Here is an 18,972-nt window from a genome sequence, read left to right as displayed (position 1 = left end):
GATGCCGCTCACTCGAAGACGGCGGGTATGTGAAGCCCCTCCCAGGAGTGAGGTCGCCGGTCAGCGGCTCGAGGTCGACCAGGCGGGTGGGGAGGTTCGGGCCGAGCGCCGCCCAGGCCTTCAGCTTGCCCTCGTAGGAGTGCTTGATGTGCTCGATGACGATCGGGGTGGCGACGAAGGTCGCGTCGGGGAAGGCGTCGGCGATCACTTCGGCGCCGAAGTAGAAGCGTGACGCGCGCGGAGTCTCCCGACGACCGGCGCGGGAAGCTGGTCCCACGGCCGCGCCGCCCCTCTCGTCGTCCCGGCACCACGGTACCGATCACGGAGGGGGCGGCCGGCACAGCGGAGCAGGCTCGCCCGGTACGGGCATCCGCAGCAGGGCGCGGGCGGCGCCGCCACACCGGTCGAGCCGCGTGGACGGCAAGGCCCTGAACAGCTCCTTCGCACAGACGCTTCCGTCTGGCAGAAGCCGCCTTGCGCGGCGACCACAGCCGTCAGGACCCTGATCCCAACCACGGCACGCGGGGCGACGGCGCCCCGCCGACAGGGACGGGAACGCCCATGCCTCACATGACCGCCTTCGCCAGGAACCAGTGGTACGTCGCCGCCTACAGTCACGAGGTCGGACGGGAGTTGCTCGGCCGGACGATCCTCGGTGAGACGCTCGTGCTGTACCGGACGGAGGAGGACGGCAGGCCGGTCGTCCTGCACGACCGGTGCGTGCACCGCCGTTATCCGCTGTCGGAGGCGCCGACGCGCCTGGACGGGGACCGGATCGTGTGCGGCTACCACGGGTTCACGTACGACACGTCCGGTGCGTGCGTGTACGTGCCGGGGCAGAAACGGGTGCCGCGCACGGCCCGGGTCGCCTCCTATCCGGTCGTCGAGCAGGACTCGCTGATCTGGGTCTGGATCGGCGACCCGGCGCTCGCCGACCCGCAGTCCCTCCCCCGGGCCCGGCACCTCGACTCCCCCGGCTGGGTCACCGTGCGCGGCATGGAACCCATCGACTGCGACTACGGCCTGCTCGTCGACAACCTCCTGGACCTGTCCCACGAGACGTATCTGCACGGCGGCTACATCGGCACCCCCGAGGTCGCCGAGACGCCGATCACCACCGAGGTCGACGAGGGCGCCGGGATCGTCCGGGTGAGCCGGCACATGGACGACGCCGAGTGCCCGCCGTTCTACGCCAGGTCGACCGGTATCGAGGGCCGGATCACCCGCTGGCAGGACATCGAGTACCACGCCCCCTGTCTCTATCTGCTGCACAGCCGTATCGCCCCGGTCGGGGTGCTGCCCGAGGAGGACGGCAGCGACCCGAACGGCTTCCACACCGAGATCACCTACGCGATCACGCCGTCCGGCGACGGCAAGGTGTACGACTTCTGGGCGGTTTCCCGGGACTGGGCGACGGACGACACCGAGGTCACCGAGTTCCTGCGGGGCAACAACCACACGGTCGTGATGCAGGACGTCACCGCGCTCAACCTGCTGCAGAAGACGCTCGGCACCGAACGCACCGGTTACCAGGAGTTGAGCATCAACATCGACACCGGCGGCCTGGCCGCCCGCCGCATCCTCGCCCGGCTGGTGGAGCAGGGCGAGAAGCCCGTGGAGGAGGTCCAGTGACGGCTCCGACCGGCGAGATCTACCGCATCGCCTGGCTGCCCGGCACCGACACCCTGCACGGCACGTGCCACTGCGGCCGTGAGCACACCGCGCAGGACCCGGTCGAGATGTGGGAGTGGATGCTCGCCCATCCGCAGGGGCACTCCGTCGACGAGCCACGAGGAACCAGCTCATGAGCGTGTACGAAGCCCGACTCGTCGTCGGCCGGCGGGAGTCCGCGGCCGACGGCGTGCTCGCCCTCACCCTGCGCCATCCGCTGGGTGAGCCACTGCCGGCCTGGGAGCCGGGCGCCCATGTCGACGTCCTGCTGGAGCCCGGTCTGGAGCGGCAGTACTCGCTGTGCGGCGATCCGGCGGACCGGTCGGCCTGGCGGATCGCGGTGCTGCGCGAGAGCGCCGGGCGGGGCGGCTCGGCCCATGTGCACGAGCAGCTGCGCGAGGGCGCCCCGGTGCGGGTGCGCGGCCCGAGGAACAACTTCGCCCTGGAGCCGGCTCCCCGGTACCGCTTTGTCGCGGGCGGCATCGGCATCACCCCGATCCTGCCGATGCTGGCGGCGGCCGAGGCGGCGGGCGCCGAGTGGACGCTGCTGTACGGCGGGCGCACCCGCGCGTCCATGGCGTTCGGCGGGGAACTCGGCCGCTACGGGGACCGTGTGACGATCGCACCCGAGGACGAGACGGGCCTGCTGGACCTGTCCTGCGTGCTGGACGACGTGCCCGAGGGCACGCTCGTCTACTGCTGTGGCCCGGGGCCGCTGCTGGACGCCGTCGAGGCCCGGTGCCCGTCCGGGGTCCTGCGCGTCGAGCGGTTCCAGCCGAAGGAGCGGGAGAGCGGCGGGCACTCGGAGTTCGAAGTGGAACTGGCGCGCAGCGGCAGGACGCTCACCGTCGCGCCGGACGTGTCCGTGCTCGACGCCGTGCGCGCCGCCGGAGTAGAGGTGCTGTACTCCTGCACCGAGGGCACCTGCGGCACGTGTGAGACCGACGTCCTCGACGGTGAGCCGGACCACCGGGACTCGGTGCTGACGGAGGATGAACGCGCGGCGGGCGAGACCATGCTCATCTGCGTGTCCCGCTGCCGCGGGACGCGGCTCGTGCTGGACCTGTGACCCGGCAGGCCGACGAGGCGACCGCTCGGTGGGCGGGCCGTCGCCCTGGTTGTCAGGGTGCCGCCCACAGGCCCCGGACGTGCCCGAGATGCCGTGCCATCACGGCCCGTACGGCCTCCTCGTCCCGGGCGAGCAGCGCGTCCAGGATCTCCAGGTGCTCCTCGGCCGACGCCTCCAGCCGCCCCTGTTCCACCAGGGCCGTCAGACCGTAGAGCCGCGAACGGCGCCTGAGGTCACGTACGACGTCGACGAGGTGGTCGTTGCCGGCGAGGGCCAGCAGGCCGAGGTGGAAGCGCAGGTCGGCCTCGACGTAGGCGATGAGGTCGCCGGCCGCCGCGGAGGTGACGATCTCCCGGGCGACCGGGCGGAGCGCCTCCAGGGCCACCGGGTCGGCCGTGCGGGCCAGCTCCGCCGTGGTGGGGATCTCGATCAGCGCCCGGATGTGGGTGTACTCGTCGAGCTGCCGCTCGGAGACGGCCGTGACGCGGAAGCCCTTGTTGGGCACGGTGTCGACCAGGCCCTCCTTGGCCAGGTCCAGCATGGCCTCGCGCACGGGGGTTGCGGAGACTCCGAAGCGGGTGGCGAGGCCGGGAGCCGAATAGACCTCGCCGGGCCGCAGCTCACCGGCGATCAGGGCGGCCCGCAGCGCGTCCGCGACCCGCTCCCGGTGGCTGGGCTTCCTGCTGCCGAGCACGGGCAGGGCGGGGGTGTGCTGCGGGGCCATGACGGTCGGGGTTCCTCTCGGGGTCGCGGTGCGGGGGCCGGCTCACAGGACGAATCCCGCCGGGAACGGGTCCTCGGGGTCCAGCAGGTACTGCGCGGTGGCGGTGATCCAGGCGCGGCCGGTGAAGCTGGGCAGCACGGCCGGGCGGCCGGCGACCTCGGTCGTGCCGAGCAGGCGCCCGGTGAAGCGGGTGCCGATGAAGGACTCGTTCACGAACTCGGTGTGCAGCGGGAGTTCGCCGCGCGCGTGCAGCTGTGCCATGCGGGCGCTGGTGCCGGTGCCGCACGGCGAGCGGTCGAACCAGCCGGGGTGGATGGCCATGGCGTGCCGGGAGTGGCGGGCGGTCGAGCCGGGCGCGGCCAGGTAGACGTGGTGGAGGCCCTGGATGGACGGGTCCTCCGGGTGGACGGGCGGATCCTCGGCGTTGACGGCGGCCATGAGGGACAGGCCGTCCGCGAGGATCTCGTCCTTGCGGGACCGGTCGAAGGGCAGGCCGAACCGCTCCAGCGGCAGGATCGCGTAGAAGTTGCCGCCGAACGCGAGGTCGTACGTCACCGTCCGGCCGTCGGCGAGGGTGGCCTTGCGGTCGAGGCCGACGGCGAAGGAGGGCACGTTCCGGAGGGTGACCGCCTTGGCGGCCCCGTCCTCGACGGCCACCTCGGCGACGACCGGGCCCGCCGGGGTGTCGAGCCGGATGGTGGTGACCGGCTCGACGACTTCGACCATGCCGGTCTCGACGAGCACGGTCGCCACGCCGATGGTGCCGTGCCCGCACATGGGCAGATACCCGGAGACCTCGATGTAGACGACGCCCCAGTCGCAGTCGGGCCGGGTCGGCGGCTGGAGGATCGCACCGCTCATGGCCGCGTGGCCGCGCGGCTCGTTCATCAGCAACTGCTTGACGTCGTCGCGGTGTTCGCGGAACCACAGCCGCCGCTCGTTCATGGTGGCGCCGGGGATGATGCCGATGCCGCCGGTGATCACACGGGTCGGCATGCCCTCGGTGTGCGAGTCGACGGCGTGCAGGACGAGTCTGCTGCGCACGGTCCTCAGCTCGATCCGGCCGCGACGGCCTTCTCCGTGGCGGCACGGACCGCCGCCTCCTGATCGGGCAGCAGCGCCGCGCGCGGCGGGCGGCAGGGTCCGCCATGACGTCCGACGACGTCCATGGACAGCTTGATGGCCTGGACGAACTCCACCCGCGAGTCCCAGCGCAGCAGCGGATGCAGCTGCCGGTACAGGGGCAGCGCGGTGTCCAGGTCGCCGCCGACGGCGGCGCGGTACAGCTCGACCGAGGCGCGGGGCAGCGCGTTCGGGTAGCCCGCCACCCAGCCCTTGGCGCCCGCGACGGCCAGCTCCAGCAGGACGTCGTCCGCACCGATCAGCAGGTCGAGTTCCGGGGCGAGTTCGGCGATCCGGTAGGCCCGGCGGACATCACCCGAGAACTCCTTCACCCCGCGGATGTGCCCCTCGCCGTGCAGCCGGGCGAGCAACTCCGGCACGAGGTCGACCTTGGTGTCGATCGGGTTGTTGTACGCGACGACCGGCAGCCCCGACCTGGCGACCTCGGCGTAGTGGGCGAGGACGGAGCGCTCGTCGGCGCGGTAGGCGTTCGGCGGCAGCAGCATCACGGCCCGGCAGCCCGCCTCGCCGGCCTGCTCGGCCCAGCGCCGGGACTCGGCGGATCCGTACGCGGCGACGCCCGGCATCACGCGCTCCCCGCCGATCGCGGCGACGGCCGTCTCGACGACCCGGGCCCGCTCTTCAGGCGTGAGCACCTGGTACTCGCCGAGGGAGCCGTTCGGCACGACGCCGTCGCAGCCGTTCCCGACGAGCCAGGCGCAATGCTCGGCGTAGCGGTCGTAGTTCACCGAGAGGTCGTCGTTCAGCGGGAGCGCGGTGGCGACGAGGACGCCGCGCCAGGGGCGGTGGTCGGTCATGACAGTCCCTCCTGGGGGTGTTGCCGGGCGAGGACGCCGAGGGGCACGGGCCGGGCGAACGGGCGTCTGGCCGGGCTGGGGGCACAGCCGGCGAGACCGGCGACCGCGGTGCCGCACATCCGGCCCTGACACCAGCCCATACCGGCCCGGGTGAGCAGCTTCACGGTGCGTTCGTCGCCCGCTCCGAGATCCAGGGCCTCACGCACGGCCCCGGCGGTGACCTCCTCGCAGCGGCAGACCACGGTGTCGTCGGTGATCTGCTCGGGCCAGTGCGCGGGCGGCGCGTAGGCGGAGTCGAGGGCGGCCGCGGATCGCTCGAGCGCCGTACGGGCCTTGAGGGCGGCGGGGGCCGGGGCGGGGGCGGTGCCGTGCAGGCGGGCGGCGGCGGAGCAGCCGGCGATGTGCCCCTCGGCGAGGGCGAGCGCGGCGCCGCCGACGCCGGTGGCCTCGCCGGCCGCCCACACGCCGGGAACGTCGGTGCGCTGCTCGGTGTCGACGGCCACGGCGAGCCCGTCGAGACGGCAGCCGAGGCTCTCTGCGAGGTCGGTGTGCGGGAGCATGCCGTGGCCGATGGCGAGGGTGTCGCAGGGCAGATGCCGTTCGGTGCCGGGCCGGACGCGCCCGTCGGCGTCGAGTGCGGCGACGGTGACGCCGGTCAGCCGGTCGTCGCCGTGCGCGTCGACGACGGTGTGCCGGGTGCGGACCGGGACGCGGTGGCGCAGCAGCCGGGCGGCGTATCCGGCGCCCTCGGGGAGCTTTCCGGCGAGGGCCGGGGCGTGGCGGGCGAGGCGCCCCGGGGCGGCCGACTCGACGAGCGCGGCGACCTCGACGCCGGCTGCCGCGAGCCCGGTCGCCACGGGCAGCAGCAGCGGCCCGGTCCCGGCCACGACCGCTCGGCGCCCCGGCACCACGAGGCCGCCCTTGAGCATGGCCTGGGCTCCCCCGGCCGTGACGACGCCCGGAAGGGTCCAGCCGGGGAAGGGCAGCACCCGCTCGTAGCCGCCGGTGGCCAGGAGCACGGCGCGGGCGCGGACCTCGGCCGGCTCCTCCTGCGCGGGCCCGAGCAACGCGTGCACGGTGAAGCCCTCCGGGGTCCGCTCCACGCACCACACATGGTGTTCCGTCAGGACGCGTACGGCACTGGCCGCGAGTCCGTCCCGCAGCCGCTCCCAGGTCCGCCACCGGTGGTGCAGCGCCTCGGGGCGACCGGCGCCGAGTCCGGTGGCGGGCTGCCGGTAGAACTGCCCGCCGGTCCGATCCGCGGCGTCGACGAGCGTGACGCGTGCGCCGCGCGCGGAGGCCGCCAGGGCGGCGGCGAGCCCGGCCGGTCCGGCGCCGATCACGGCGAGGTCAGTCCGCATGCCGCGCCTCCTCATGGCCCGTGCCGTTCTGTGTGCCGATCACGTCCCCCGGCCGCACCGGCACCAGGCAGGCCCGTCGGCCGGGGCGGCCGTTGACGGTCACCAGGCAGTCGAAGCAGACGCCGATCCCGCAGAACACCCCGCGCGGACGGCCCTCGCCCCGGGTGGAACGCCACGACGTCACCCCTGCCGCCCACAGCACGTCGGCGACCGTCTGCCCGGGCAGCGCCTCGACCGGCCGCCCGTCGAACGTGACCGTGAAGGCGGGGCCGGGCCTGGCCCCCGCGAGCTCCAGCGGGTTCACTCGTCCTCCTCGGTGAAGCGGTCGGGCCGGAACGGGGCGAGGTCCAGGTCGGGTGTCCGCCCGGTCAGGAGCTGCGCGATGAGGTGCCCGGTGCCGGTGGCGAGTCCGATGCCCGCGCCCTCGTGCCCGCAGGCGTGGAAGAGCCCGGGCGCCCGCGGGTCGGCGCCGATCGCGGGCAGGTGGTCCGGCAGATACGGCCGGAAGCCGGCGTAGGTCCGCAGGGCCCGGACTCCGGCGAGGAACGGGAAGAGCCCGGTCGCCCCGGCCGCCAGCGCGCGCAGCACCGGAAGCGACAGCGACCGGTCGAAGCCGACCCGTTCGCGGCTGGCGCCGATGAGGACCGGCCCGGCCGGGGTGCCCTCCACCACCGGGGAGGTCTGCAGCGCCGCCGAGTCGCTGGCGACGTCGGCCACGTAGTCCGCGGCGTACACCTTGTGCCGGATGCGGGGCGGCAGCGGTTCGGTGACCAGGACGAAACCCCGCCGGGGCAGCACCGGCAGCGACACTCCGGCACGGGCCGCCACCTCGCCGCCCCAGGTGCCGGCCGCGTTGACGACCGCGGGGGCGTGCAGGTCGCCCCGGTCGGTACGCACGCCGCGCACCGCACCGCCCGGGCCGCGCAGGACCTCGGTCGCCTCCCGGCCGGTGAGCACCCGGGCCTTCGCGGCGCGCAGCAGGTGCGCCGCCGCGAGAGCGGGCATCACCTGGGCGTCCTGCGGGTAGTGCATGCCGCCCGCGAGGCCGGGGGCCAGGTACGGCTCCAGGTCGGTCAGCCGGTCGGGCGGCACCGGGACCGCCTCGACCCCGGCCGCGCGCTGCTCGGCGGCGAGTTTCTCCAGGCCGGCCAGGGCCCGGTCCGTGCCGGCGACGACGACACCGCCCTTGGCCTCGTACTCGACGGCCCCGCCGAGCGCCTCCCTGGCCAGACCGGCCCACAGCCGGGCCGACAGCAGGGCCAGTTCGAGCTCCGGTCCGGGTTCCTTGTCGGAGACGAGGAGGTTCCCCTCCCCCGCTCCGGTCGTGCCGCCGGCCACCGGGCCCCGGTCCACCACGACGGTGTCCAGGCCCGCGCGGGCCGCGTACAGGGCGGCGGCGGCGCCGACCACCCCGGCTCCGACCACCACGACATCGCAGGTCAGCGACTCGCTCACGGCAGTACCATGTCACACACCACCTGCTCTGGGAAGGGTGCGGACCAGGGCCGCCGAACGCGGCGGGAGCGGTCAGTCGGCCGCGGGGACGACCCTCAGGTGGGAGGCGGTACGGCCCGTGCGGCGCTCCCGGGACGCGGAGCGGCGTGTCTCGCGCAGGACGAAGGTGACCCGGGCACAGCCCAGTTCCTCGAGTGTCCTGGACGCCTCGACGACGACCCGGCACTCGGTGGCGCCCCGGCGCGGATCCGGGTGCAGCAGCGGCCGTACGGCACCGTCCTGCTCGACGGCGTCCTCGCCGACCGCGCGGATCCAGTGCGGCAGGCCGTGCCGGTAGGCGGCCTCCATGATCGGGTCCTGGGCGATGTCGCGGCGGATGGCCTGCAGACCGTGGTCGGGGCCGTGGCTCTCCACGGTCCGCGCGAAGTGCGCGAGCATCGGCAGGCACCAGCTCGCCTCGTGCTCGCCGAGCACCGTGGGGGCGTCGGGGTGGAACAGTACGAACCTGAGGAAGTTGTCGCCCGGCATGGCCGTCGGGTGCGGACCGACCTCACGGAAAAGTGACCGGAAGGCGCCGTTGGTCAGCACCACGTCCCAGCAGTGGTCGACGACGAGCGAGGGGAAGGAGACACTCTCCAGTAGCCCCGCGTAGTCCTCCAGGTAGGCCTGGGCCTCGGGAGTCTCGGGGACGGGCCGCGGTGCCGGCCGCTGCCCTCCTGCCTGATATGCCATCGGGAGGTCACCCCTCTTGCCTGTGCGGCCTTGACGCGGCGCCCCGATCCTGCTGCCCCGAGCTGAGGCGTGTCAACTATCGTGGCATTTCGTGCCTGTTGACGGCTGAAATTGGCCACAGTTGTGGCGAGACCTGGATGTGAGTTCGAAGCACCGGCTACGCTCCGGGAAGTTAACGCCGGGGTAGGTCACGGCATCCACTTGTGAGAAGCCTGTGAGATACGTAGGAGATCTGTCGGTGACGGGTGGCTTCGTCGAGGGTCCGGGCGCCACGCCGACGGCCGTGCTACCGGCCGTCGTCTCCCGTGTCGGCGCGCTCGCCGACCGGCTCGGCGTACCGCAGGCGGAAGTCTTCGACATCGGCCGGCTGTCCGTCGCCTCCGGGGTCCCGAACCCCGTGGTCAAGGCCCTGCTCTGTGGCCGGCCGGCCGGCGAACCCGATGTACAGGCCCGGTTCCTGCAGCGCCTGGACCTGTTGCGCCGGACCCGGCTCAAGCCCAACGGGCGCAAGTACACCCAGCAGGAGATCGCCGACGGCGCGGGCATGTCCCGCCAGCAGGCCGGTGCCCTCATCAACGGCGACCGGCGGCCGACCATGGAGCACTGTGACGCCCTCCAGCGGTTCTTCCGGGTGCACGCCGGCTTCCTGACGGCCGAGGACCCCGAGGCGCTCGTGAGCGCCCTCCAGCACACCGAGCAGGAGCTGCTGCAGAAGCTCGCCGACCGCGAGCGGGAAGCGGCCGCGGCGGCGGACGACCCGCTGGAGCGGCTGCTGCAGGACCACGGCGTGCGCGGCATCGCCTGGCGGGCCGCGCAACTGCCCACCGACCAGCACCGCGACAAGGTCGCGGAGTGGCTGGACATGCTCCTGGAGAGCGTCAAGCGGCCCGAGTCGTGACCGTGGGGAGAACTGTGGGCATCGGTAAGGAAATGCGCCGCCTGTGCGGCGAGCTGGTCGCGGAGCTGTCCCTCCCCGCGCCGGCACGGCCCGACGAGCTGTACGCCGCCCTGTGCGACGGCATGAGCAGACGCCGCGGCCGCCCCGTCCTCTTCCGTACGGCCGCGTTCCCGCCCGGGACCGCCAGCGGGCTCTGGCTCGACATGGCCGAGCAGGACCTCGTCGTGATCGAGGAACGCACCACTCCCGATCACCAGTTGGTGATCCTGGGCCACGAGCTGTGGCACATGAAGGCCGGGCACTGCTCCCACCACGTCGAGGGCGCCGCCGTCGCGGCCCGGCTGCTCGACGACGGGGCGGACCTCCAGGCGACCGTCCTGAAGGTCGCCGCGCGCACTCGTTTCGATCTGGACGACGAGAAGGAGGCCGAGAGCTTCGGCCTGCTGCTCGCCAGCAAGTGCCGGGCGTGGCTCGCCGGTTCGTCGTCACGCGGGCCGTTGCAGCGGGACCATCTGGCGGGGCGGATCGAGGCGTCGCTGGGGTATCGCGGACCGCAGGGCTGACGGCCCGCCCGCCGCGGCACCATGGTGCGGTGCGCCTCCGCCGAGCGGGCGAACCGGAGGGCGGTGGGGCCGGATTGTCAGTGGTGGGCGGCAAGCTGGAGGTGCGCCACCGCTGTGCGGGGCGTGCGCGCCGAGAGGGCGCGGGACCGACGACGCCGACACGGGGAGAGCCGACCGATGCCCACCGCCGTTCTGACCGATCGTGAACGCACCGCCGTCCAGGCCTATCTGCGGCTGCTGCACACCGTCCGGGCCGCCTTCGACCTGGAGGGCGGCCCGCCGCTCGTCCCGCCCGTGGTCCTCGCCGAGGCGGAACAGGCCCTGAAGCGCGCCGGCCTGACCGGCAACGAGGAGGCGTTCTTCCGCCTCCTGGAGAACTGGTGCCCGGAACCGGGCCCCTGACCCGACGTACCGGATGCGGAACCCCGGAGCCCGGCGGACGGCCCGAGTCGCGGGCCGCGAGCCGGGCCCGAAGCCCGGCGGACGGCCGGGGCCCTGCACCGGAAGCGGGGGCCGTAGCCCGACGCATCGCCCGAGCCGCGGGCCGGAAGCCGGGCCCTGAGCCCGGCGGATGCCCCGGGCCGTGGGCCGGAAGCCGGGCCCGAAGCCCGGGAGATCGCCCAGGACGTGGACCAGAAGCCGAGGCCTGAGCCCGGCGGATCGCCCACGCCGTGGAGAGGAAGCCCCGACCCGAAGCCCGGCGCATCGCCCGAGTCGTGGGCCGGAAGCCGGGCCCTGAGCCCGGCATGTAAGCCGGGCTGTGGGGCAGGCGCCGGGCCCGGACCCGGCGGATGGACAGGCCGCGGGCCGCCGGGTCCGGAGCCCGGCGGTGGGCCAGGACGTGGGCCGGAACCGGATCCGGCACCCGGCGGATGGACAGGCCGCGGGTTGGCAGCCGGGGCCGGAGTCCGGGGGGCGCACTCCGGGGGGCGCACTCCGGGGGGCGCACTCCAGGATGTGAGGGGCGGGCCTCTGGCCTGGAGCCGGGGCGCGTTCCGCGGGGCGGGGTCAGGCGTGCGGTACCGATACCGCCGTCGTGACCAGGCCCCGCCCCGACGTCCAGCGGCCGTCGAAGTGGCCGAGGCGGCGGTCGCCCACCCAGGGGCCGGGCACGAGCAGCGTCGCGCGGAAGGTGCCGTCGGCGGTGAGCTCGATGTCGGCCTCCATGAAGTCCAGCCACTTCCCGGTGAGGGGGAACCACGCCTTGTAGACGGACTCCTTCGCGCTGAACAGCAGCCGGTCCCAGTGGATGTCGGGGCGTTCGGCAGCGAGCCGGCGCAGCCGGTCCGCCTCGGCCGGCAGGGACACGGACGGCAGGACGCCCTCGGGCAGCGGGCCATGGGCCTCGGCGTCGATGCCGACGGAGGCCAGGTCGGTGGCGCGGACCAGGGCGGCGGCGCAGTAGCCGTCGCAGTGGGTCATGCTGCCCGCCAGCCCGGCCGGCCAACGGGGGGCGCCCCGCTCCCCGGGCAGGATCGGCTGCGGCGGCACACCGAGTTTCTCCATGGCGCGGCGGGCGCAGGAGCGCACGACGGCGAACTCCCTGCGCCGCTTGGCGACCGCACGTGTCAGGAGCGCCGCCTCCTCGGGGTACAGCGGCGTCTCCGCGTCCTCGTGGCCGTACGCCTCCACGGTGACCACGGCCTCCGGCAGCAGTTCCTCGATCACCGCTCCTCGCCCTCCCCCGGCAGGACGCGCCGCAGCCGCCCCGGCGGCCGGGACCTCTTGCGCCACTCGCGCGGATAGCCCACCGACACCTCCTCGAAGCGCACGCCCTCGTGCCAGGTGGTGCGGGGGATGTGCAGATGGCCGTAGACCATGGTGTGCACGCGGAACCTGCGGTGCCAGTCGGCGGTCAGGTCCGTGCCGCACCACATGGCGAACTCGGGGTGCCACAGGACGTCCATCGGATGCCGGTGCAGCGGGTAGTGGTTGACCGGGATCACCGGCAGGTCGCCGGGCAGCTCGGCGAGTCTGCGTTCGGTCTCGGCGACCCGGGCCCGGCACCAGGCCTCCCTGCTCGGGTACGGGTCGGGGTGCAGCAGGAATTCGTCGGTGCACACGATCCCGGTGCCCTGCGCGTACTCCAGGCCCTGCTCCTTGGTGGTGCAGCCGGCCGGCAGGAACGAGTAGTCGTACAGCAGGAACAGCGGGGCGACGGCCACCGGGCCGCCGGGGCCGTCCCAGACGGGGTAGGGGTCCTCGGGTGTCGTCACGCCGAGTTCCCGGCACAGCTCGACCAGATACTCGTACCGGGCCACACCGCGCAGCGTGACGGCGTCGCTCGGATGGGTCCACAGCTCGTGGTTGCCGGGCACCCAGACGACCTTGCGGAACCGGGACGCGAGTGTCTTCAGGGTCCAGCGGATGTCCGCCACGGTCTCCGCGACGTCCCCGGCCACGAGCAGCCAGTCGTCGTCCGTCCCGGGCCGCATGCCCTCGACCAGGGCGCGGTTCTCCGGGTGGCCGATGTGCAGATCGCTGATGGCCAGCAGTTGTGCGGCGTCACCGGCCGTCGACGTCATCCCTCGCCCCCTCCGCGCACCCGGACGCCTCCAAGAGATCACATCCGTGCGACCGGGATCAAGAGCGGCCCCGGCGGCCCCGGGACCGTCGCCGGAGAAATCCTTCACACGCGCGTTGCACGACGAGGTCCGCCGAAGCCGTATGATCTGGCCCAACACCACCGCTACGAACTTCCCTTTCACAGGGGCGGTTTGGTGTCCCTCCATTCTCCTGCCCGGGCACGGGCTGCTCAGCCCTGCCCGCAAACCGTGAAAGGCGGCCTGCATGGTCTCTCGCGTACGCGTCTGGCTCAACCGCACGTACGCGGAGAACGTGTTCTTCATGGATCAGCTGCGGAGAAATCCCAGCGACCGGGCCGTCGCCATCCACGCCACCCACGGCGACCCCGACTCGCCGGTGCTGGCCGCCGCCGACACCGCGGAACTGGAGCCCGAGAACCTCTCCCCCGCCGGGTACGTCGAGTACGCGCTGGACCAGTGCGCGCGGCACGGCATCGATGTGTTCGTGCCCCGGCTGCACCAGGCGGCGATCGTGGCGCACCGCGCCGAGTTCGAGGCGGCCGGCACAGCGGTGCTGGCGCCGCCGCCCGAGGCGGTGGCCGTCTTCCACGACAAGGTGATCGCCTACGAGGCGGTCCAGGCGATCGGCGTGCCGGTGCCGCCGTGGTACCGGGTCCGCTCGGAGGACGAACTGGTCACCGCCGTCGAGGAGTTGGAGGCAGGCGGGCACAAGGCGTGTTTCAAGCCTGCGTCCGGGGCCGGCGGGGTGGGCTTCCGCGTGATCACGCGTACGCCCTTCTCCCTGATGCATCTGAGTGGGTTCCCGAGCCCGTACGTGCCGCTCGATCTGGTGCTGGAGGCGCTGCGGGGTACCGAGGAGCCGGTCGACTGGCTGGTGATGCCGCGTCTGGAGCAGCCCGAGGTGTCGGTGGACTGCCTGACCGGCCCGGACAACCGGGTCCGGCTGGCGGTGGGCCGCACCAAGAACGGCCGCCGCCGGGGCTTCACCCTGGACGAGCAGTGGCTGGAGCCGGCCCGGCGGATCGCCGAGGGCTTCGGTCTGCACTACCTGTCCAACATCCAGTTCCGGATGTTCGGCGACCGGCCGGTCCTCATGGACGTCAACACCCGCCCCGCCGGCGGACTGCACCAGCTGTCCCTGTGCGGTGTCAACGCCCCGTGGGCCGCCGTGCAGCTGGCGCTCGGCGAGGACCCGGGCGAGGTGGTCCCGCCGTTCCTGGGCCAGGACTACACGGTGGTGTCGGGGCTGCGTCCGTTGCGGCCGGTGTCGTTGCCGCAGTGGCCGGAGGCGACGGATCCGCTGCCGGCGGCCCCCGCGCGCCCGTCGGCCGAGCCGGTCGGCTCCGTCGGGGCGGCGGCTCAGGTGCTGCCCCTGTAAAGCCTCGGCCCGGCCGCCGGCGCCTCGCGCCACACGGCGCTGCCGACGGCGTGGCTGCCTCCCGTGGGCGGGGATGCCGGGCTCGGCATCCCCGCCCACGGCTGCACGGCCGTGCGGTCAGCCCCTTCGCAGGCGCAGGGTGAGGATCTGGAAGGGCCGCAGCGTGACGGCCACGGCGCCGTCGGTGACCTCGGCGTCCTGGAGCGGTCGCTCCAGCAGGTCGGTGATCTGTGCGCCCGCGAGCGGGAACCCGGTGCGCAGGGTGCCGGTCGCGCGGCCGCCGCGGGACTCGTAGAGGCGGACGACGACATCGCCGGAGGCGTCGTCGGCGAGCTTGACCGCCTCCACGGTGACGCCCTCGCCCTCGGCGGAGACGACCGGTTCGGGGGCGCCGGCCGCCTCCGCCACCCGCAGCGGCAGGTTGAGGGCGTACCCCTCGGCGACGGCGTCCTCGATGGTCGCGCCGGGCAGCAGCGCGTAGGTGAAGCGGTGGCGGCCCTGGTCGGCCTCGGGGTCCGGGATGCGCGGGGCCCGGACCAGGCTGAGGCGGACGGTGGTCGTGGTGCCGCCGTCCTCGCGGACCGTGCGGGAGACGTCGTGGCCGTACGTCGAGTCGTTGATGACGGCGACGCCGTAGCCGGGTTCTGCGAGGTGCACCCAGCGGTGGCCGGAGACCTCGAAGCGGGCCGCCTCCCAGGTGGTGTTGGTGTGGGTGGGGCGCTGGATGTGGCCGAACTGGATCTCGGCGGACGAGTGCGGGGCGCGGATGTCGACCGGGAAGGCCGCCTTGAGGATCTTCTCGGCCTCGTGCCAGTCGATGTCCGTCTCGAAGTCGATCCGGGGACTGCCGGCGCGGACGGTGATCGTCTGGGTGATCGTGGAGCCCTTGCCGAAGGCCCGCTCGACACGGATCGCGCCGATCAGCGGGTCCTGCTCGACGACCGTGACGGACGAGACGTCCAGGAGGTCGGTGTAGCGGTTCTTGTAGTGCTTGTCGATGTCCCAGGCGTCCCAGTAGTTGGGCAGGTCGGTGTGCAGACGGAGCAGGTTGCCCGGCTCGGCCAGGACCTCGCGGCCGGCGCGCAGGTCGCGGACGGAGGACAGGGTGCCGTCCTCGGCCACCTCCACTCGGACGAGCCCGTTGTCGAGGACCCGGCCGTCCACCGTCACGGGCTGCGGGGGCGCGGTGTCGGCGAGAGGCGCGGAGCCGCTCGCGGGCACCTGTACATACACCGGTGAGCCGTCGGCGGCGCGGACCACTTCGGCGCGGTCGTAGGGGCTGGTGTTGAAGACGCGGGTGTCTCCGCCGCCCAGCGCGGCCACCGCCTCGGCGGTCAGCGCGTGCAGCTCCTGGGCGACGCGCGCGTACTCGGCCTCGGCCTCGCGGTGCACCCAGGCGATGGAGGAGCCGGGCAGGATGTCGTGGAACTGGTGCAGCAGCACCGTCTTCCAGAGCCGGTCCAGCTTCTCGTGCGGGTAGCTGTAGCCCGGTGCGTGCAGGGCGGCCGTGGTCGCCCAGAGTTCGGCCTCGCGCAGGAGGTGCTCGGAGCGGCGGTTGCCCTGCTTGGTGCGGGCCTGGGAGGTGTAGGTGGCGCGGTGCAGCTCCAGGTAGAGCTCGCCGACCCACACGGGCGCGTCCGGGTACTCCTCGCGGGCCTTGGCGAAGAACTCGTCGGGGTGTTCGACGACGACCTTCGCGGAGCCCTCCAGGTCGGCCAGCCGGCGGGCGCGTTCCATGATCTCGCGGGTGGGGCCGCCGCCGCCGTCGCCCCAGCCGAAGGGGGCCAGGGAGCGGGAGGCGCCGCCCTTCTCGGAGTAGTTGCGGACCGCGCGGGACATCTCCTCGCCGCTGAAGCGGGCGTTGTAGGTGTCGACCGGCGGGAAGTGGGTGAAGATGCGGGTGCCGTCGATGCCCTCCCACCAGAAGGTGTGGTGGGGGAACCTGTTGGTCTGGTTCCAGGAGATCTTCTGGGTGAGGAACCACTCGTTCCCGGCGAGCTTGGCGATCTGCGGATAGGCCGCGTTGTAGCCGAAGGAGTCCGGCAGCCACACGCCCTTGGTCTCGATGCCGAAGTGGTCCATGAAGAACCGCTTGCCGTGGACGAACTGGCGGGCGACGGCCTCGCCGCCGGGCAGGTTGCCGTCGGACTCGACCCACATGCCGCCGACGGGCGCCCACTGGCCGTTCTTGACCGACTCCTGGATGCGGGCCCAGACCCTGGGGTAGTTGTCGCGGACCCACTCGTACTGCTGGGCCTGGGAGCAGGCGAAGATGAAGTCGTCGTACTCGTCGGCGAGCGAGGTGACGTTGGAGAAGGTGCGGGACGTCTTGCGCTTGGTCTCGCGGATCGGCCAGAGCCAGGCGGAGTCGATGTGGGCGTGGCCGACGCCGGAGATGGTGTGCGCGCTGGCGTGTGCGGGCTTGGACAGCACCGGCTTCAGCGCCTCGCGCACCGCGGCGGCCGAGCCGGAGACGTCGTCGAGGTCGAGCAGGTCTATCGCCCGGTCGAGGGCGTGCGCGATCTCGTGGCGGCGCGGGTCGTGCTCGCCGAGCTCCAGCATCAGTTCACGCAGCACCTGCACGTCGAGGTCGAGGTGCCAGACCTCCTCGTCGAGGACGGCGATGTCGGCGGCGCGGAAGGTGTAGAGGGGCTTGTCGCCCGCGGTGAGCTTGTCGCCGAGCGGGGTGGTCTTCGAGAAGTTGTCCGCGAGGATGTCCGGGTTGGAGGCGGCCTCGACCAGGTAGTCGACGCTCTCGCCGCCCTGCGCGGGGTGGGCGATCGCCACGTACTGGTTGAGCGGGTTCACGGCCTTCAGCGGGGTGCCGTCCGTGAGGTGGACGAGGGCCTCGGCCTGGTTGCCGGGCCAGTCGCCGACGAAACCGAGGTCGATGACGGCCTCGACGCGCTTGCCGGCCCACTCGTCCGGCACCCGGCCGCGCATGCGGAACCAGGTGGTGCCCCAGGGCGGGCCCCAGGGGGTGCCCATCGCGAACGGCTCGTAGGAGGCGGCGGCGGCCTCCTCGAACGGGACCGGCTCCCCCGGGGCCTGCCAGGCCTCCACCTCGAAGGGGACGGTGGCCGCGTAGACCGCGTTCTTGATGCGCTGGTCGTGAAGGCGCTGCACGCGCTCCTCGATGCGGCGGCTTTCGTCGTGCATGAGATGTCTCCAGGAAGCGGGAAGTGCGGGGGAAAGCGCTTACCGAATGGTGTTCACCTAAGGTACGCGAGTCCGGGGTGGACCTCGGTGTAGCCCTCGACCAGCCTGCGGGCCACGTTGACGGAGTCGACGAGCGGGTGCAGGGCGAAGGCCTTCACGGCCGTCGCGCGGGAGCCGGAGCCGGCGGCGGCCAGCACTTCGCGCTCGACGGCCTTGACCGCGCAGACCAGTCCGGTGGCGTGGTCGGGCAGCGGGTCGACGGTGACGGGGTGGGCGCCGTTGGCGTCGACGAGGCAGGGGACCTCGATGACGGCCTCCGCGTCCAGGACCGACAGGGTGCGCTGGTTGCGGACGTTGAGGATCAGGGTCGTGCGCTCGTCACGGGCGATCGCCCGCATCAGCGCGAGGGCGACCCTCTCATAGCCGCCGGACAGGTCGTCCTCGTCGCGTTCGCCGGCCCCGGCACTCTCGCGGTTCTCGGCCATGTACGTGGCCTCGCGCTCGGCGCGGGTCCGGGCCCACACCGTCAGGGCGGGGGCGTCCGGGTTGCGCATCTCGGCGTAGAAGCGGGCCTGCTGGTCGTGCAGGAAGGCGCCGCGGGTCTTCTCGGCCTGCTGGTAGGCGCGTACGGCTTCCCGGTTGAAGTAGTAGTAGTGCAGATACTCGTTCGGGATCGCGCCCAGGGACCGCAGCCAGTCGGTGCCGAAGAGCTTGCCCTCCTCGAAGGAGCCGAGCAGGTCGGGGTCGGCGAGCAGGCGCGGGAGCTCGTCGCGGCCGGCGACGCGCAGGCCACGCACCCAGCCGAGGTGGTTGAGGCCGACGTAGTCGATCCACGCCTCGCCCGGGTTCTCCACGCCGAGCACCCGGGCGATGCGGCGGCCGAGACCGACCGGGGAGTCGCAGATGCCGATGACCCGGTCGCCGAGGTGACGGGACATGGCCTCGGTGACCAGTCCGGCCGGGTTGGTGAAGTTGATGACCCAGGCGTCGGGCGCGAGCCGGGCCACCCGCTGTGCGATGCCGACGGCGACCGGGACCGTGCGCAGGCCGTAGGCGATGCCGCCCGCGCCGACCGTCTCCTGGCCCAGCACGCCCTCCGCCAGGGCCACGCGTTCGTCGTGCGCGCGTCCCTCCAGGCCGCCGACGCGGATCGCGGAGAACACGAAGTCGGCGCCGCGCAGGGCCTCGTCCAGGTCGGTGGTGGCGGTCACCTCGGGCGCGTCGGGGACGCCGGCCGCCTGCTCGGCGAGGACCCGTGTCACCGCCGACAGCCGTCCGGCGTCCAGGTCGTGCAGGACGACGTGGGTCACCCGGCCCTCGGCGTGGTCCTGGAGGAGCGCTCCGTACACCAGCGGCACGCGGAATCCTCCGCCGCCCAGAATCGTCAGCTTCACCGGGTTCCTCCGATTCGGCAGGCGACGTGGGGCGCGTCGCGGGAGTCGGGCGCGCGCCGCCTGCTTGAACGTGCTTCACGTG

At 73.2% G+C, this 18,972-nt stretch carries 18 protein-coding genes and 1 pseudogene; 7 read left to right on the top strand and 12 right to left on the bottom strand.

Annotation, left to right across the window (positions count from 1 at the left end):
* Positions 1-46: 46 nt before the first annotated feature.
* Positions 47-226: pseudogene (locus IO24_RS47350) on the bottom strand (MBL fold metallo-hydrolase); the annotation flags it as partial.
* A gap of 335 nt (positions 227-561) precedes the next feature.
* Between IO24_RS47350 and IO24_RS0112475 the strand changes: the two are divergent.
* Genes IO24_RS0112475 through IO24_RS0112465 form a run of 3 tightly spaced genes read left to right on the top strand, consistent with a single transcriptional unit; the run spans position 562 to position 2,740 of the window.
* Positions 562-1,632 (top strand): aromatic ring-hydroxylating dioxygenase subunit alpha, encoded by a 1,071-nt coding sequence (locus IO24_RS0112475; RefSeq protein WP_031135014.1) that lies wholly within the window; start codon positions 562-564, stop codon positions 1,630-1,632.
* Complete coding sequence (locus tag IO24_RS0112470; RefSeq protein ID WP_031135012.1) at positions 1,629-1,808, top strand: hypothetical protein; 180 nt, start codon at positions 1,629-1,631, stop codon at positions 1,806-1,808. Before IO24_RS0112475 ends, IO24_RS0112470 begins: the two co-directional genes overlap by 4 nt.
* Positions 1,805-2,740: a PDR/VanB family oxidoreductase gene (locus tag IO24_RS0112465; protein ID WP_031135010.1), complete on the top strand. Its 936-nt coding sequence runs from the start codon at positions 1,805-1,807 to the stop codon at positions 2,738-2,740. Before IO24_RS0112470 ends, IO24_RS0112465 begins: the two co-directional genes overlap by 4 nt.
* A gap of 52 nt (positions 2,741-2,792) precedes the next feature.
* Here IO24_RS0112465 and IO24_RS0112460 read toward each other — a convergent pair whose 3' ends face one another.
* The 7 genes from IO24_RS0112460 to IO24_RS0112430 all read right to left on the bottom strand — a co-directional run bounded on the left by IO24_RS0112460 (position 2,793) and on the right by IO24_RS0112430 (position 8,952).
* A complete protein-coding gene (locus IO24_RS0112460; protein ID WP_031135008.1) occupies positions 2,793-3,464 on the bottom strand; it encodes a GntR family transcriptional regulator in 672 nt (223 codons plus the stop codon).
* A gap of 42 nt (positions 3,465-3,506) precedes the next feature.
* The gene (locus IO24_RS0112455; protein ID WP_031135006.1) at positions 3,507-4,508 is read right to left on the bottom strand and encodes a proline racemase family protein; all 1,002 of its coding nucleotides are present in this window, start codon (positions 4,506-4,508) and stop codon (positions 3,507-3,509) included.
* Positions 4,509-4,513: 5 nt separating this feature from the next.
* Positions 4,514-5,404, bottom strand: coding sequence for a dihydrodipicolinate synthase family protein (locus IO24_RS0112450; RefSeq protein ID WP_031135005.1), 891 nt, complete (start codon positions 5,402-5,404; stop codon positions 4,514-4,516).
* Positions 5,401-6,765: an FAD/NAD(P)-dependent oxidoreductase gene (locus tag IO24_RS0112445; RefSeq protein ID WP_031135003.1), complete on the bottom strand. Its 1,365-nt coding sequence runs from the start codon at positions 6,763-6,765 to the stop codon at positions 5,401-5,403. Before IO24_RS0112445 ends, IO24_RS0112450 begins: the two co-directional genes overlap by 4 nt.
* Positions 6,755-7,069, bottom strand: coding sequence for a (2Fe-2S)-binding protein (locus tag IO24_RS0112440; protein WP_031135001.1), 315 nt, complete (start codon positions 7,067-7,069; stop codon positions 6,755-6,757). Before IO24_RS0112440 ends, IO24_RS0112445 begins: the two co-directional genes overlap by 11 nt.
* Positions 7,066-8,220 carry an NAD(P)/FAD-dependent oxidoreductase gene (locus IO24_RS0112435; protein ID WP_031134999.1) on the bottom strand — a complete coding sequence of 385 codons (1,155 nt, stop codon included), beginning with the start codon at positions 8,218-8,220 and terminating at the stop codon, positions 7,066-7,068. Before IO24_RS0112435 ends, IO24_RS0112440 begins: the two co-directional genes overlap by 4 nt.
* A 72-nt stretch (positions 8,221-8,292) precedes the next feature.
* Entirely contained in the window at positions 8,293-8,952 is a 660-nt protein-coding gene (locus IO24_RS0112430) for an MmyB family transcriptional regulator (protein ID WP_031134997.1), read from the bottom strand.
* A gap of 238 nt (positions 8,953-9,190) precedes the next feature.
* On the opposite strand from IO24_RS0112430, the gene IO24_RS0112425 reads away from it, so the two are divergent.
* The 3 genes from IO24_RS0112425 (at position 9,191) to IO24_RS0112415 (ending at position 10,815) form a co-directional block, all read left to right on the top strand.
* On the top strand, positions 9,191-9,850 hold the full coding sequence (locus IO24_RS0112425) for a helix-turn-helix domain-containing protein (RefSeq protein WP_031134995.1): 660 nt from the start codon (positions 9,191-9,193) through the stop codon (positions 9,848-9,850).
* Between the two features lie 32 nt (positions 9,851-9,882).
* Complete coding sequence (locus tag IO24_RS0112420; protein ID WP_031134993.1) at positions 9,883-10,413, top strand: hypothetical protein; 531 nt, start codon at positions 9,883-9,885, stop codon at positions 10,411-10,413.
* A gap of 177 nt (positions 10,414-10,590) precedes the next feature.
* Positions 10,591-10,815, top strand: a complete 225-nt coding sequence (locus IO24_RS0112415; protein WP_031134992.1) for a hypothetical protein — start codon at positions 10,591-10,593, stop codon at positions 10,813-10,815.
* Between the two features lie 606 nt (positions 10,816-11,421).
* Here IO24_RS0112415 and IO24_RS0112410 read toward each other — a convergent pair.
* Positions 11,422-12,081, bottom strand: coding sequence for a 4'-phosphopantetheinyl transferase family protein (locus IO24_RS0112410; RefSeq protein ID WP_031134991.1), 660 nt, complete (start codon positions 12,079-12,081; stop codon positions 11,422-11,424).
* Positions 12,078-12,938 (bottom strand): metallophosphoesterase family protein, encoded by an 861-nt coding sequence (locus tag IO24_RS0112405; protein WP_031134990.1) that lies wholly within the window; start codon positions 12,936-12,938, stop codon positions 12,078-12,080. The genes IO24_RS0112410 and IO24_RS0112405 overlap by 4 nt, the downstream gene beginning before the upstream one ends.
* Before the next feature lie 265 nt (positions 12,939-13,203).
* Here IO24_RS0112405 and IO24_RS0112400 point away from each other — a divergent pair, with 265 nt between their 5' ends.
* Positions 13,204-14,337, top strand: a complete 1,134-nt coding sequence (locus IO24_RS0112400; RefSeq protein ID WP_031134989.1) for an ATP-grasp domain-containing protein — start codon at positions 13,204-13,206, stop codon at positions 14,335-14,337.
* A 117-nt stretch (positions 14,338-14,454) separates the two neighbouring features.
* On the opposite strand, the gene IO24_RS0112395 is transcribed toward IO24_RS0112400, so the two are convergent.
* Positions 14,455-17,496, bottom strand: coding sequence for an alpha-mannosidase (locus IO24_RS0112395; RefSeq protein ID WP_031134985.1), 3,042 nt, complete (start codon positions 17,494-17,496; stop codon positions 14,455-14,457).
* Positions 17,497-17,549: 53 nt separating this feature from the next.
* Complete coding sequence (locus tag IO24_RS0112390; protein WP_031134984.1) at positions 17,550-18,890, bottom strand: 6-phospho-beta-glucosidase; 1,341 nt, start codon at positions 18,888-18,890, stop codon at positions 17,550-17,552.
* Positions 18,891-18,972: the final 82 nt, after the last annotated feature.

It is taken from the genome of Streptomyces flavovariabilis, from assembly GCF_000725785.1.
GTDB classification, from domain to species: Bacteria; Actinomycetota; Actinomycetes; order Streptomycetales; family Streptomycetaceae; genus Streptomyces; species Streptomyces hawaiiensis.
Note: the sequence above shows the minus strand (reverse complement) of the source record. Positions and strands in the feature narration are given on the sequence as shown.